Origin of the sequence: Neisseria lactamica, from assembly GCF_901482445.1 — a bacterium.
GTDB lineage: Bacteria > Pseudomonadota > Gammaproteobacteria > Burkholderiales > Neisseriaceae > Neisseria > Neisseria lactamica.
Genome location: NZ_LR590477.1, coordinates 87,696 through 101,763 on the forward strand (window position 1 = coordinate 87,696; position 14,068 = coordinate 101,763).

Annotated in this window: 18 protein-coding genes, 1 tRNA gene and 2 pseudogenes; 17 read left to right on the forward strand and 4 right to left on the reverse strand. The window is 53.8% G+C overall.

The window, feature by feature from the left end; all coding sequences use genetic code 11:
• Positions 1 to 2: 2 nt before the first annotated feature.
• From mltG to accD, 12 genes and pseudogenes are all read left to right on the forward strand, one after another.
• Positions 3 to 998 (forward strand): endolytic transglycosylase MltG, encoded by a 996-nt coding sequence (mltG, locus tag FGL10_RS00495; protein ID WP_003709685.1) that lies wholly within the window; start codon positions 3 to 5, stop codon positions 996 to 998.
• A gap of 285 nt (positions 999 to 1,283) precedes the next feature.
• Positions 1,284 to 1,910: a dTMP kinase gene (gene tmk, locus FGL10_RS00500; protein ID WP_036469897.1), complete on the forward strand. Its 627-nt coding sequence runs from the start codon at positions 1,284 to 1,286 to the stop codon at positions 1,908 to 1,910.
• A gap of 260 nt (positions 1,911 to 2,170) precedes the next feature.
• The gene (locus FGL10_RS00505; RefSeq protein WP_003709678.1) at positions 2,171 to 3,451 is read left to right on the forward strand and encodes a malic enzyme-like NAD(P)-binding protein; all 1,281 of its coding nucleotides are present in this window, start codon (positions 2,171 to 2,173) and stop codon (positions 3,449 to 3,451) included.
• 82 nt (positions 3,452 to 3,533) lie between these two features.
• Complete coding sequence (locus FGL10_RS00510) at positions 3,534 to 3,809, forward strand: hypothetical protein (RefSeq protein WP_003709676.1); 276 nt, start codon at positions 3,534 to 3,536, stop codon at positions 3,807 to 3,809.
• Between the two features lie 38 nt (positions 3,810 to 3,847).
• A complete protein-coding gene (gene lpxK / locus FGL10_RS00515; protein WP_036469906.1) occupies positions 3,848 to 4,918 on the forward strand; it encodes a tetraacyldisaccharide 4'-kinase in 1,071 nt (356 codons plus the stop codon).
• A gap of 168 nt (positions 4,919 to 5,086) precedes the next feature.
• Positions 5,087 to 5,667: pseudogene (locus tag FGL10_RS00520) on the forward strand (DUF2059 domain-containing protein).
• Between the two features lie 223 nt (positions 5,668 to 5,890).
• A complete protein-coding gene (locus tag FGL10_RS00525) occupies positions 5,891 to 6,073 on the forward strand; it encodes a Trm112 family protein (RefSeq protein WP_003709665.1) in 183 nt (60 codons plus the stop codon).
• Positions 6,070 to 6,831, forward strand: coding sequence for a 3-deoxy-manno-octulosonate cytidylyltransferase (gene kdsB, locus FGL10_RS00530; RefSeq protein ID WP_003709663.1), 762 nt, complete (start codon positions 6,070 to 6,072; stop codon positions 6,829 to 6,831). The genes FGL10_RS00525 and kdsB overlap by 4 nt, the downstream gene beginning before the upstream one ends.
• A gap of 22 nt (positions 6,832 to 6,853) precedes the next feature.
• Positions 6,854 to 7,369 carry a hypothetical protein gene (locus FGL10_RS00535; protein WP_003709661.1) on the forward strand — a complete coding sequence of 172 codons (516 nt, stop codon included), beginning with the start codon at positions 6,854 to 6,856 and terminating at the stop codon, positions 7,367 to 7,369.
• 160 nt (positions 7,370 to 7,529) lie between these two features.
• A tRNA-Ser gene (locus FGL10_RS00540) sits at positions 7,530 to 7,622 on the forward strand.
• A 308-nt stretch (positions 7,623 to 7,930) separates the two neighbouring features.
• A complete protein-coding gene (trpA, locus tag FGL10_RS00545; RefSeq protein ID WP_003709657.1) occupies positions 7,931 to 8,716 on the forward strand; it encodes a tryptophan synthase subunit alpha in 786 nt (261 codons plus the stop codon).
• A gap of 37 nt (positions 8,717 to 8,753) precedes the next feature.
• On the forward strand, positions 8,754 to 9,626 hold the full coding sequence (accD, locus tag FGL10_RS00550; RefSeq protein ID WP_003709655.1) for an acetyl-CoA carboxylase, carboxyltransferase subunit beta: 873 nt from the start codon (positions 8,754 to 8,756) through the stop codon (positions 9,624 to 9,626).
• 33 nt (positions 9,627 to 9,659) lie between these two features.
• Here accD and FGL10_RS00555 read toward each other — a convergent pair.
• Positions 9,660 to 10,294, reverse strand: a pseudogene (locus tag FGL10_RS00555) (CNP1-like family protein).
• Between the two features lie 108 nt (positions 10,295 to 10,402).
• Between FGL10_RS00555 and FGL10_RS00560 the strand changes: the two are divergent.
• From FGL10_RS00560 to FGL10_RS00575, 5 genes are all read left to right on the forward strand, one after another.
• On the forward strand, positions 10,403 to 10,627 hold the full coding sequence (locus FGL10_RS00560; protein WP_003709651.1) for a sulfurtransferase TusA family protein: 225 nt from the start codon (positions 10,403 to 10,405) through the stop codon (positions 10,625 to 10,627).
• Positions 10,628 to 10,774: a hypothetical protein gene (locus FGL10_RS12405; protein ID WP_003709650.1), complete on the forward strand. Its 147-nt coding sequence runs from the start codon at positions 10,628 to 10,630 to the stop codon at positions 10,772 to 10,774. It abuts the gene before it with no gap.
• On the forward strand, positions 10,764 to 10,916 hold the full coding sequence (locus tag FGL10_RS00565; protein WP_003709648.1) for a hypothetical protein: 153 nt from the start codon (positions 10,764 to 10,766) through the stop codon (positions 10,914 to 10,916). The genes FGL10_RS12405 and FGL10_RS00565 overlap by 11 nt, the downstream gene beginning before the upstream one ends.
• Positions 10,917 to 10,989: 73 nt before the next feature.
• Positions 10,990 to 12,024 carry a dihydroorotase gene (pyrC, locus tag FGL10_RS00570; protein WP_003709646.1) on the forward strand — a complete coding sequence of 345 codons (1,035 nt, stop codon included), beginning with the start codon at positions 10,990 to 10,992 and terminating at the stop codon, positions 12,022 to 12,024.
• A gap of 18 nt (positions 12,025 to 12,042) precedes the next feature.
• The gene (locus FGL10_RS00575) at positions 12,043 to 12,519 is read left to right on the forward strand and encodes an immunity protein RhsI2 family protein (protein WP_003709645.1); all 477 of its coding nucleotides are present in this window, start codon (positions 12,043 to 12,045) and stop codon (positions 12,517 to 12,519) included.
• A gap of 145 nt (positions 12,520 to 12,664) precedes the next feature.
• Here the strand turns inward: FGL10_RS00575 and nusB are convergent, their stop codons facing one another.
• From nusB to FGL10_RS00590, 3 genes are all read right to left on the reverse strand, one after another.
• On the reverse strand, positions 12,665 to 13,090 hold the full coding sequence (gene nusB / locus FGL10_RS00580; protein WP_002214168.1) for a transcription antitermination factor NusB: 426 nt from the start codon (positions 13,088 to 13,090) through the stop codon (positions 12,665 to 12,667).
• 77 nt (positions 13,091 to 13,167) lie between these two features.
• Positions 13,168 to 13,644, reverse strand: a complete 477-nt coding sequence (gene ribH, locus FGL10_RS00585; protein WP_003709640.1) for a 6,7-dimethyl-8-ribityllumazine synthase — start codon at positions 13,642 to 13,644, stop codon at positions 13,168 to 13,170.
• Positions 13,645 to 13,690: 46 nt separating this feature from the next.
• Positions 13,691 to 14,014: a DUF2185 domain-containing protein gene (locus tag FGL10_RS00590; RefSeq protein ID WP_003709638.1), complete on the reverse strand. Its 324-nt coding sequence runs from the start codon at positions 14,012 to 14,014 to the stop codon at positions 13,691 to 13,693.
• Between the last annotated feature and the right edge of the window lie 54 nt (positions 14,015 to 14,068).

Genomic DNA, 14,068 nt, shown 5'->3' on the forward strand with positions numbered 1-14,068 from the left:
CCATGTTGAGAAAATTGTTGAAATGGTCTGCCGTTTTTTTGACCGTGGCGGCGGCCGTTTTTGCGGCGCTGCTTTTCGTCCCTAAAGACAACGGCAGGGCATACAGGATTAAAATTGTTAAAAATCAGGGTATTTCCTCGGTCGGCAGAAAGCTTGCCGAAGACCGCATCGTGTTCAGCAGGTATGTGTTGGCGGCGGCGGCCTACGTTTTGGGCGTGCACAACAGGCTGCACACGGGTACGTACAGGCTGCCTTCGGAAGTGTCGGCTTGGGATATTTTGCAGAAAATGCGCGGCGGCAGGCCGGATTCGGTGACTGTGCAGATTATCGAAGGGTCGCGTTTTGCCCATATGCGCCGAACCATCGACGGCACGCCCGACATCGGACACGATACCAAAGGGTGGAGCGATGAAAAACTGATGGCGGAAATCGCGCCGGAGGCGGCGGGCGGGAATCCGGAAGGCCGGTTTTTCCCCGACAGCTACGAAGCCGGTGCGGGCGGCAGCGACCTGCAGATTTACAAGGCGGCATACAGGGCGATGCAACGCCGCCTGAACGAGGCTTGGGCGGGCAGGCAGGAAGGGCTGCCTTATAAAGACCCCTACGAAATGCTGATTTTGGCGAGCCTGATCGAGAAGGAAACCGGGCATGAAGCCGACCGCGCCCGTATTGCGTCCGTGTTCGTCAACCGCCTGAAAATCGGTATGCGCCTGCAAACCGACCCGTCCGTGATTTACGGGATGGGCGACGCATACAAAGGTAAAATCCGAAAGGCGGATTTGCGCCGCGATACGCCGTACAACACTTATACGCGCGCCGGCCTGCCGCCGACCCCGATCGCGCTGCCCGGCAAGGCCGCGCTTGATGCCGCCGCGCACCCGTCCGGCGAGGACTATCTCTATTTTGTTTCCAAAATGGACGGCACGGGCTTGAGCCGGTTCAGCCGCGATTTGGATGAACACAACGCCGCCGTCCGCAAATATATTTTGAAAAAATAAACCGCGCCGCCGGGTTTTCAGACGGCATATCCCGATTCGGGCGCGTGTCTGCAACGGTGCGCCGTTTGCAGGCTGCCTTCGGACGGGAAGCGGGCGTTTCCGCCTTTTGTCGGATTTTCCGCCGCAAACGGCGGGGTTTCGGATGCAGAGGCATTTTAGAGATTTAACGCGAGGGACGGCATCATCAAGTACCGCCCCGCACGTTGTCCCGAGGGCGCGCCTGCTTCCGCACAAAATGACAGCCGCCGCAAACGGCGGGGTTTCGACAACCGGAAAGGAATGGAGATGAAGCCGCAATTTATTACTTTGGACGGCATAGACGGCGCGGGCAAATCCACCAATCTTGCCGCCATCAAAGTATGGTTTGAACGGAGGGGGCTGCCCGTCCTGTTTACGCGCGAACCGGGCGGTACGGCGTTGGGCGAGGCGTTGCGCGAGATTTTGCTCAATCCGGCAACCAAAGCCGGTTTGCGCGCGGAAACCATGATGATGTTTGCCGCGCGTATGCAGCACATCGAGGAAGTTATCCTGCCCGCGCTTTCAGACGGCATACACGTCGTGTCCGACCGTTTTACCGACGCGACCTTCGCCTATCAGGGCGGCGGGCGGGGGATGCCGTCTGAAGACATTGAAATTTTGGAACATTGGGTGCAGGGCGGTTTGAAGCCGGATTTGACCCTGCTGCTGGATGTGCCGCCGGAAGTATCGATGGCGCGTATCGGGCAAACGCGCGAGAAAGACCGTTTTGAACAAGAAGAGGCCGGGTTTTTCAAGCGCGTGCGCCAAGTGTATCTGCAACGTGCCGGCAGGCAGCCGGAACGATACGCCGTCATCGACGGCAGCCGGAGTCCGGAAGCGGTCGGGCATCAGATTGAAATGACGTTGGACGGGCATTTCGGATTGAATGTTTGAGTTTGAACGAAATGCTGTCTGAAAGTCCGCCGGCATCGTCAAGAAAGATTATTACACAAGTTTCGGGCGTGAAGCCGATAAAGCCGGAACATCAAAACAAATGCAGCCGGAACGGTATGCGCCGCCCGAAGGATATGATAAGATTACCGCCCCTTACAGAGGCTGTCCGTTAACAGCCGGCTTTGGCGGTTTCAAACGCCCGAAGCCGCCCGTTTCAGACCTGCCCGCTGTAAAAACCTCCCGCAAACAGGACCGACATTATGGAAAACTCATTGAAAGAAGCCGCCCTCAAGTTCCACGAATTACCCGTTCCGGGCAAAATTTCCGTTACTCCGACCAAATCTCTGGCGACCGACAAAGATTTGGCGTTGGCGTACTCTCCGGGCGTAGCCGCCCCCTGTATGGAAATCCACGCCGATCCTCAAAATGCCTACAAATACACCGCCAAAGGCAATTTGGTTGCCGTGATTTCCAACGGTACGGCCGTTTTGGGCTTGGGCGACATCGGCGCGCTGGCGGGCAAACCCGTGATGGAAGGCAAAGGCGTATTGTTCAAAAAATTCGCCGGCGTGGATGTGTTCGACATCGAAATCGATGAAAAAGACCCGCAAAAACTGGTGGACATCATCGCCGCTTTAGAGCCGACTTTCGGCGGCATCAACCTCGAAGACATCAAAGCGCCCGAGTGTTTCTACATCGAACGCGAATTGCGCAAACGCTGCAAAATCCCTGTATTCCACGACGACCAGCACGGCACGGCCATCATTACCGCCGCCGCCGTATTGAACGCCCTGCGTTTTACCGGCCGCAAAATCGAAGAAGCGACCTTGGTTTGCTCCGGCGCGGGTGCGGCGGCGATTGCCTGTCTGAACCAACTGCTGGATTTGGGCTTGAAACGCGAAAACGTAACCGTTTGCGACTCCAAAGGCGTGATTTACCAAACCCGCGAAGACAAAGACCGCATGGATGAGTCCAAACAGTTCTACGCCATTGAAGACAACGGCCAACGCGTGCTTGCCGATGCCGTCAAAGGCAAAGATATCTTCTTGGGTCTCTCCGGCGCGAACCTGCTGACCCCGGAAATGTTGAACACGATGAACGAAAAACCCATCGTGTTCGCTATGGCCAACCCGAATCCGGAAATCCTGCCGCCGCTGGCGAAAGAAACCCGTTCGGACGTGGTTATCGGCACCGGCCGTTCAGACTTCCCGAACCAAGTCAACAACGTATTGTGCTTCCCGTTCATCTTCCGCGGCGCGTTGGATGTCGGCGCGACCACCATCAACGAAGAAATGAAACGCGCCTGCGTGTATGCTTTGGCAGATTTGGCGATGGAAGAAGTAACCGAAGAAGTGGTTGCCGCTTACGGTAAGAAATTCGAATTCGGCGCGGAATACCTGATTCCGACCCCGTTCGATTCCCGCCTGCTGCCGCGCGTCGCTACGGCTGCCGCCAAAGCGGCGATGGAAAGCGGCGTGGCAACTCGTCCGATTGCAGATTTGGAAGCCTACGCCGCCAAGCTGGGCGGATGGAAGCTGTAAGCCGTTTGCGGTTTGAAATGCCGTCTGAACTGTTTTCAGGCGGCATTTTGCTGTCAGATTGATAAATGAAAGATACTGGAAAATGAAAGAGATGGAGACTGTCCGTTATCATATCGGCGATATGCCCGAGACTTCAAAACCAACCGCCCCCGTTATGACGACAGGACAGTGGGTGTTGACGATGATTGTTTTCATGATTCCTTTGGTCAACATCATTATGCTTTTTGTTTGGGCATTCGGCATCGGCAACCCCAACCGTGCCAATTTCTGTAAAGCGCAGTTGCTTATTTACCTGATTGGTTTGCTTATCGGTTCGGTCTTGTTTATGGGTTGGTCTGCATTGGGTACGCATTATTAATGCCCCGGCTGATTCTGCTTCGGGGACTGGTATCGAATATGCCGAATTATTTTAAACTTCATACCCTTATCGAACGGCATTGGCAAAAACCTTATCCGGTTTTGTCTTTTCTGCTCAAGCCGCTCTCCGGGCTGTTTGCCAAAATTGCGGCAAAACGGCGGGCGGATTTTTTATCGGGAAAACGGCAAAGCGAAAAGCTGTCCGTGCCTGTGGTCGTGGTCGGCAATATCCACGCGGGCGGGACGGGGAAAACGCCGATTGCTGCCGCGCTGGTGTCGGGTTTGCAGGAAAAGGGTGTCAAGGTCGGCATCATCAGCCGGGGTTACGGGCGCAAGAGCAAGGCGGTTCATGTATTGAATGAGAAGAGCCGGGCGGAAGATGCGGGCGACGAGCCTTTGCTGCTGTTCCGCAAAACCGGCGCGCCGACGGCGGTTGGAGTCAGTCGTGCGGAGGCAGGCAGGGCGTTGCTGGCGGCGCATCCCGATATTGGGCTGATTGTGGCGGACGACGGTTTGCAGCATTACGCTCTGCGGCGCGATGTAGAAATTGTTGTGTTTCCGGCGGCGGATACGGGGCGTACGGATTTGGATTTGCTGCCCAACGGCAGTTTGCGCGAACCTTTGTCGCGGCTGGACTCAGTGGATGCGGTCGTTGTCAGCGGCGGCAAGGCTGATGCGTCGTTTATGCCGTCTGAAAATATGTTCCACAGCCGTATCGAAACAGGACAAATTTACCGTTTGAACCGGCCGTCCGAAAAATTGGATTTGGCGGGTTTGGGAAACCAAGCCGTTGCGGCAGTCGCCGGTATCGCCAAGCCGTCGCGGTTTTTCGATTCGTTGCGGCATATGGGCATCACTTTGAACCAAACCGTCGCGCTGCCCGACCACGCCGATATTTCGGCGGCAGATCTGCCCGATGCGGACGCGGTGATTATTACAGAAAAGGATGCGGTCAAGTTTTCAGACGGCATTGGTTTGAACCATATATGGGTGCTGCCCGTTTGTGCGATAATCGAACCTGATTTGGCGGAGTTTGTGCTGGAGCGGTTGGAAGGTGCCGAAGGCCGTCTGAAAGCGCGGTTTGGACGAAGTGATCACGGACTGGAATAAGAACGCCCTACGCCGTCATTCCCGCGCAGGTGGGAATCCGGATCTTGATTTTTCAGAAATGACCAAGAGGTTTCCGAAGTCCTAAATCTCCGGATTCTCGCCTGCGCAGGAATAATGGAAGCCGGTTGTATTTTTTATCTGCATTAATCATTTATTAAAGGATTGGATATGAAGCTGAAAACCCTGTTATTACCTTTCGCCTCTTTGGCATTGTGCGCCGGCGCATTTGCCGCCCCGCCCAGCGACGCGTCGCTGGAGCGTTGGTTGGATACGCAGAATTTTGACCGGGATATAGAAAAAATATGATCGAGGGCTTTAATGCCGGATTTAAACCGTATGCGGACAAAGCCCTTGCCGAAATGCCGGAAGAGAAAAAAGATCAGGCGGCAAAAGCCTTTAACCGCTATCGTGAGAATGTTTTAAAAGATTTGATTACGCCCGAAGTGAAACAGTCCGTCCGCAATACTTTATTGAAGAATGCCCGTGAGATATACACGCAAGAAGAAATTGACGGCATGATTGCCTTTTACGGTTCGCCCGTCGGTCAGTCCGTCGTTGCCAAAAATCCGCGCTTAATCAAGAAATCGATGAGTGAAATAGCGGTATCTTGGACTGCATTGTCAGGGAAAATCGCGCAACATCATCTGCCCGAGTTTACGGAAGAGTTGCGGCGCATCATCTGCGGCGGTAAAAATCCCGATGCAGGCTGCAAGCAGGCCGGACAGCTTGGGAAAAGGCATCGGAAATAAATAATAGCCGTCTGAAATATTGCAGAGGGCATCCGATTGATTAAACTATTATAGTGGATTAAATTTAAACCAGTACGGCGTTGCCTCGCCTTAGCTCAAAGAGAACGATTCTCTAAGGTGCTGAAGCACCAAGTGAATCGGTTCCGTACTATCTGTACTGTCTGCGGCTTCGTCGCCTTGTCCTGATTTAAATTTAATCCACTATAAACTCGAAAGAGACCCTATGGAAAAAAAATTCTTAGACATCCTCGTCTGCCCCGTTACCAAAGGCAGGCTGGAATATCATCAGGACAAACAGGAATTGTGGAGCCGTCAGGCGAAGCTGGCGTATCCGATTAAAGACGGCATCCCCTATATGCTGGAAAACGAAGTACGAGCGTTGAGCGAAGAGGAACTCAAAGTATGACCGAATTTGTCGTATTGATTCCGGCGCGGCTGGATTCGTCGCGCCTGCCCGGAAAAGCCTTGGCGGACATCCACGGCAAACCGATGGTCGTGCGCGTTGCCGAACAGGCGGCAAAAAGCAAAGCCGCGCGCGTCGTCGTTGCCACCGATCATCCCGACATTCAGACGGCCTGTCAGGCGCACGGAGTCGAAGTCGTTATGACTTCAAACCGGCACGAAAGCGGCACGACGCGCCTTGCCGAAGCCGCCGCCGCGCTGAAGCTGCCGCAGCATCTGGTGGTTGTCAACGTACAGGGCGACGAGCCGCTGATTGCACCCGAACTCATCGACCGCACCGCCGAAGTCTTGGTGGAAAACAACGTACAAATGGCGACCGCCGCCCACGAATTGCACGATTTCGACGAGTTTATGAACCCCAACGTCGTCAAAGTCGTCCTCGACAAAAACCGCAACGCCATCTACTTCAGCCGCGCCCCGATTCCCTATCCGCGCGATGCAATGCGTGCCGGAAAACGCGAAATGCCGTCTGAAACCGCCGTCCTGCGCCATATCGGCATCTACGCCTACCGCGCCGGTTTTCTGCAACGCTACGCTGAAATGAGCGTTTCGCCGTTGGAAACCATCGAATCGCTGGAACAGCTGCGCGTCCTGTGGCACGGTTATCCCATCGCCGTCGAAACCGCCAAAGAAGCCCCCGCCGCCGGCGTAGATACGCAGGAAGATTTGGACAGGGTTCGCGCTGTATTTCAGACCGTATAAAACAGGTTCAAAGGGAAAAGATATGCAGCAACATATTGAAAAGTGGCAACACTTGAGCCGGGAAGAACAAAAAATCCTTGCCGAAGTATGGGGTCTCGTGCAAAACGACGATCAGGAGGTTCACTATGAAATGCTCAAATTGAACGCACCCGACGAAGCCGGCGGCGAATTTTGGTTCAGAATGGCAGAAACACTCAGCACCCTGCCGCCCAACCGTTCCCTCGACCTTAGAATGAACGGCGGCAGGCTGGCGACCGCCGTATCCATTCTATCGGTGATGATTGAGGACAATCCCGATATACCGCAGCTTTGGGCGCAGAAAATTACCGCGCTCAATTATTTGGCGCACGGACACAAAGCCCGTGCCGACGGTTTGGCACAACAGCCCGACAAAGCGGCAGAAGCCAACGAGGAGGAATACCTGACCAAAGCCCTGTCGCAAAACCTGCTGTCAACATTGGATGCGGCACTTGCACGTTTTCCTGAAGACGCGTGGTTTCAGGAAATCAAACAGGATGCCCGAAAGCATTTTGCCTGAACATTCGGCGGACACCGGCGGTAAATTCCCATTCAAAAGGAAAAGAATGCCGAACCGGGCATCGATAGGGTAAATATCATTTAGTTTCAAAACATTAATATCCGCATTATGTTTTCCCTTGACGGTGTCGGGAAAGTCAATTATAGTTACGGCTTCCTTAGGAGTAATGGCTGAGAGGCTGAAGGCACTTCCCTGCTAAGGAAGCATGTGGGGTCAACCTGCATCGAGGGTTCGAATCCCTCTTACTCCGCCAAGATGAGAAGACGCTGTATTTTACAGCGTCTTTTTTTACGCGCCTTGTTGCGGAAGTGCCGATACGCGGTGTTGCCTGCCGTGCGCTGCCTGGATTTGCAATGTGCCCGCCCGTGCAAAATCCGATTTGACCGACCTGAAGGGCGGGTTTCGGAAGAGCGGGGAATTTTGAGAAACAAAAAACTGCACGGCATAATCTTTCCCGGTTTTCATTTTCCGTATTCGCTTATCCGTACCGCAAATGCTATACTGGGAAAAATTTACCGATTGTGTTTTACGGCATATTTGCCGATAGGATGGAAGAGACAAATGAGCAGAATCCGGCAGGCTTTTGCCGCTTTAAACGGTGAAAAGGCATTGATTCCTTATATTACGGTTGGAGACCCGGATATTGGGGTGACTTTGGCAATAATGCACAGTATGGTTGCAAACGGTGCGGATATTTTAGAGTTGGGCGTGCCGTTTTCCGATCCGATGGCGGACGGGCCGGTGATTCAGCGTGCGGCGGAACGGGCGTTGGCAAACGGTGTTTCCCTGCGCGATGTCTTGGATGTTGTCAGGAAGTTTCGTGAAACCGACACGCAAACGCCGGTTGTTTTGATGGGGTATTTGAACCCCATACATAAGATGGGTTATCGGGAGTTTGCACAAGAGGCCGCAAAGGCGGGCGTGGATGGCGTGCTGACGGTGGATTCCCCCATCGAAACCATCGATTCTTTATATCGCGAGCTGAAAGGCAGCGGGGTTGACTGTATTTTCCTGATTGCACCGACGACGACTGAAGGACGCATTAAGACCATTGCACAATTTGCCGGCGGTTTTGTCTATTATGTATCGCTCAAAGGGGTTACGGGTGCGGCAAGTTTGGATACGGATGAAGTTTCGAGTAGAATAGAGTATTTGCGTCAGTATATCGATATTCCCATCGGTGTCGGTTTCGGTATCAGCAATGCGGAAAGCGCGCGCAAAATCGGCCGGGTTGCCGACGCGGTTATTGTCGGCAGCCGGATTGTGAAAGAAATCGAAAACAATACGGGCAACGAGGCTGCTGCCGTCGGTGCTTTGGTCAAAGAGTTGAAGGATGCCGTGCGCTGACGGCTGTCCCGCATCCTGAATATTTTAGGAGTTGCCTATGAGTTGGTTAGATAAAATCCTGCCGCCCAAAATCAAAAACCGCAGCAAAGACGGTTCTTCCAATGTTCCCGAAGGTTTGTGGCACAAATGTCCGTCTTGTGCGGCAACCGTTTATTCGACCGAGTTGCAGAAGAATCATCAGGTCTGCCCGAAATGTAACCACCACAATCCGTTGTCGGCACGCCAACGCCTGGATTTGCTTTTGGATGAAGGGGGTCGGGATGAAATCGCCGCCAATGTCAAACCGACCGATCCTTTGAAGTTTAAAGACAGTAAGAAATATCCGGACCGGTTGGGCGCGGCACGCAAGCAGACCGGGGAAGATGATGCGCTGGTGGTGGTGAAAGGCAAGATGAACGGGTTGCCCGTCGTCGTTGCCGCGTTTGAATTCCGCTTTATCGGCGGTTCGATGGGTTCGGTTGTGGGCGAGCGTTTCGTGCAGGGTGTCCGCCGCGCAGCTGCCGACAATTGTCCGTTCGTCTGTGTGGCGGCTTCCGGCGGCGCACGTATGCAGGAGGGTGTAAACTCGCTGATGCAGATGACGAAAACCAGTGCCGTGCTGCACCTGCTGACGGAAAAACGCCTGCCGTTTATATCGGTATTGACCGATCCGACTATGGGCGGCGTATCTGCCAGCTTCGCATTTTTGGGCGATGTCGTGCTTGCCGAACCGAACGCGCTGATTGGTTTTGCCGGCCCGCGCGTGATTGAGCAGACGGTGCGCGAAACGCTGCCGGAAGGCTTCCAACGCGCCGAGTTCCTGCTGGAAAAAGGAGCAATCGACCAGATTGTCGACCGGCGCGAGATGAAGCAGCGAATCAGCAGTTTGATGACGCTGCTGCTCCGTCAGGACAAGGTTGCCGCCGCATAAAGCCTGATAATGCGAATGCCGTCTGAAGATGTTTCAGACGGCATTTGTGCATTTGGTTTGTTTGCCGTACCGCTTTATCGGCGGGTATAGCGTCCGGCGCGTTCTTTCAAGCGTTGTATCAGCCCTCGGTTGCCGGCGGGTGCGCCGCCTCCGCAAAATGCGTCATACAGTACGCCGCGCAATGCGTCGTTGCGCCCAAGCGTACCGCCTATCGGTTTCCATCCGGTATTGCGGGGCTGTATCCAGCGGCGGTTGACCGTATCGCCGTAGCCGAATACCTTGTAGGAGGAAGGTTTGCCGTTGCCGAACCCGATGGAGGAACGGGCGCAGAATATGCCTTCGGCAGTCAGGTTGTCGTAGCCTTTGTCGGAGCGGATATTGAGGATATAGCGGATGCTGGTGTCGGGCGCGGGCATAATTTGCAGGCTGTCGAGCAGGATTTTCGGCTGTTTGCCGTAATTTTCATCCACATAAATGTCGAACCAGCCGTCCGAGTGCGTATCGGGCAGCGGCGGCAGTTCGGCGGTCTGTTCTTTAAATTCCCGGGCGGCGGCTTCTTCGGGCGTTTCGCGGTAGCGCGTATTGATCGGCGTGTCTTTTTGGCTGAGGCCGGAAGCAAGGGACGTGCCGGCGGCAAGTGCGAGCAGCAGGAGGGCGGTGCGGCGCATAAGTTTCTCCAAATTGAAAACGGCGTTATTTTATGGGTTGGCAAAGGGGGCTGCAAGCAACCGGGGTATAATCTCCCCCCGATTCCCATTTTTTAAACGGTACAAACGATGAACAGCGAAACTTTAGACGTAACCGGATTGAAATGTCCCCTGCCGATTTTGCGGGCGAAAAAGGCTTTGGCGCAAATGCGGCAGGGCGAGGTGTTGACCGTTTTGGCGACCGACGGCGGCGCGCCGGGGGACTTTGAGGCTTTTTGCCGCCAAACCGGGCATATCCTGCTGGATGCTTCGGAGCAGGAAGGCGTATTCACGTTGGTCGTCCAACACAAATAAATGCCGTCTGAAATGCGGATGTCCCGCCCGACGGCGTTGTTTTTGAATATCGTATGTGCCGCGTGCCGTTTCAAAAACAAACCGTCCGGCGTGCAGTGCCGGCATTTCGGGCGTATCGCCGCCGATTTGTTCCGGAATGACTGTTAACCGCCTTGCCGTCGGCAAAGAAGCAAGGCTCAAGCACAATCAAAATCTAAAGGCTGTGTTTGAAGATTCCGTTGATGCAACCCAATCAGTCGGACAAAATGCCTTTCATCCAATGGAACCGGTTTCCGACCAGACGGAATAACCGGCTTTCCCCCGGCAAACGGATGGAATCGACCGGGTATTCAAACGCAGCCAAAACCTAAAAAGGAACACCTATGCAAACCCTGACCATCATCCGCCCCGACGATATGCACCTGCACCTGCGCGACGGCGACGCGCTCAAAACCGTTGCCCCTTATACCGCCCGCCAAATGGGGCGCGCCGTCATTATGCCCAACCTTAAACCGCCCGTCGTCAGCGTAGCCGACGCGCTTGCCTACAAAGTGCGCATTATGGCGGCGTTGCCCGAAGGCAGTGCGTTTGAGCCGCTGATGACGCTTTATTTGACTGATAACGCCACACCCGAACTCGTGCGCGAAGCCAAAGCCGCCGGTATCGTCGCCTTCAAACTCTATCCTGCCGGCGCGACGACCAATTCCGATTCCGGCGTAACCGACCTGTTCAAACTCATCCCCGTATTGGAAGAAATGGCAAAACAGGACATCCTGTTCCTCGTTCACGGCGAAGTAACCGACCCCGAAATCGACATCTTCGACCGTGAAGCCGCCTTTATCGAGCGCGTGATGAAACCCGTTTTGGCGCAAGTGCCCGAGCTGAAAGTCGTGTTCGAACACATCACCACCGCCGAAGCCGCCCGCCTTGTTTTGGAAGCAGGCGACAACGTTGCCGCCTCCGTGACCCCGCAACACCTCCTGCTCAACCGCAACGACCTCTTGGTCGGCGGCGTGCGCCCCCATCATTTCTGTCTGCCCGTCCTCAAACGCGAAACCCACCGTCAGGCATTGGTCGCCGCCGTTACCGGCGAAAAGGCGCACAAATTCTTCCTCGGCACAGATTCCGCGCCGCACGCCAAATCCGCCAAAGAAAACGCCTGCGGCTGCGCCGGTATGTTTAGCGCGATGACCGCCATCGAGCTTTACGCCGAAGTATTTGAAAAAGCAGGCGCGTTGGACAAACTCGAAGCCTTCGCCTCAAAAAACGGCGCAAGGTTTTACGGCATTCCCGAAAATACCGACACGATTACCCTTATCAAACAAAGCCAAACCGTCCCCGCAAGCGTCCCCTACGGCGACGGCGAACTTGTCCCGATGCGCGCGGGCGGCGAAATCGGCTGGACGGTTCAGTTTTGAAAAAATTGGAGATATAAAATGAGCTATTTAAATTTAGATGATGATATGTATTTAATCTATGATTTTAAAAAAGTCATGAAAAGAGAAAAAGAATTTATTGAAAAGACAAGATTATTATCATTAAATGACGAAAGTATCTTTGGCATCAAAAAAGACAAAGGCTTATTTGCATCAGAGGAATGGTGGAGTAATATTGATTCCGGACAGATTATCACCAGAAGCGTTTCCGGAGTGATATCGTCAATATATGAAGCGGGAATGGAACGAAGAAATATACCGAATAGTTTTAGTTTTATAGATGGTGAAGGCATCGTAAGGAATGAAAGTATGTATATGATGAATAAATCCGACAGACATTTATTTTGTGAAGGGAAGAAAATCGTCATTTTTTATGCATATAATGAACTAAAAAAATCAAATCAAAAAAAAGGAGACTTGATTGATTTGGAAAACAACTATGTTGAGCAAGTCATTGAAATGGCAATTTCAAAATAATCAGATGCCGCCGGTGCCCAAGCCTACCAACTGGCCGATGCCGTCAAAAACCAAACCGGCCAACATTGATCGAACGGTCAAGCAAAATGCCGTCTGAAAGGTTTTTCAGACGGCATTTGTGTATTTCTGATTTTAATCCGACATATCAACGGCGTTTGGGCTCGTCGGGGCGGATTTGGGCGGCGAGTTTGTCGAGGATGCCGTTGACGAATTTGTGCCCGTCCGTACCGCCGAAGGTTTTGGTGACTTCGATGGCTTCGTTGATGATGACGGGGTAGGGTGTCTCGGGCATAGCGGACAGTTCGTGGCAGGCGGTCAGCAGGACGGCGCGTTCGATGGGGTTGAGGTCTTTTTCGTCCCTGTCGAGCAGCGGGCGGATTTGCCGGATGTATTCTGCCGCATTGGTTTGCGTGCCGAAGAAAAGTTTGTTGAACAATTCTTCGTCTGCCTTGGCAAAGTCGGACATTTCGCGGATGTTTTTAGCAATCTCGGGCGCGGCGGTGCGGTTGATAAGGGATTGGTAAACGGCTTGTACGGCAAGCTCGCGGGAACGGCGGCGGGCTGTTTTCATGATTTTTCCTTGAAACGGTTGGGCGGCACGGTATGCCGTCTGAAGCGGAAAGGGCGTATCGGTGTACGCCCTGTTTGTTATTCTTCGTCTTCAAACTGCTCTTCGAGCAGAAGGTTGACGAGGTTGGCGCATTCGACGGCGACTTTGGCGGCATCCGAGGCTTTTTCTTCAATCCGTTCGATTGCCTGCGCGTCGTTTTCCGTGGTCAGGACGGCATTGGCAATCGGGATGTTGTAGTCGAGTGCGATGCGGCCGATCCCTGCGCCGGATTCGTTGGAAACCAGCTCGAAATGGTAGGTTTCGCCACGGATGACGACGCCGATGGCAATCAGTGCGTCAAATTTTTCGGAAGAGGCAAGGTTCATCAGCGCGATGGGGATTTCAAGCGCGCCGGGTACGGTGGCGACGGTAATGTTTTCGTCTGCCACGCCCAATTCTTGGAGGGTGCGGCAGCAGACTTTGAGCATTTCGCTGCCGATTTCGTTGGTGAAGCGTGCCTGTACGATGCCGATGCGGAGGTGTTTTCCGTCAAGGTTGGGGGCGATGGTGTTCATTGGGTGTCCTTTGGTATTCGGAGGTTTCGGAATGCCGTCTGAAGGGTCAGTCCTTAGGTTGCCAGTCGGCGACGGTTTGGAATGTGCCGTCTTCTGCCAATTCCCACGCGCTGCCTTCGGGTTGGGAAAGCAGTGCGGCGGTTTCAGGGTTGGTTTTGGTGATTTCGGCGAGGCTGACGATGCTGAAGTTGTCCGGATCGTCGGTATATTCGTCGGTTTCGTCGCCGCTGAAGAAACGCCAGCCGCTGTCGTTTTCAAAAACGGGGGCTTCTCGGTAGAGGAAGCCGACGGGCCGGTTTTGTTTGGCGACGGTGTTGGTGGCGATACAGCGGTCGAGTGCCGAGGAAAGTGCTTGTGCAAATGCGTTCATTACGGGAATACGTTGGGGGAAAACTTACGGATTTTACCACGATTCCCGCGTTGT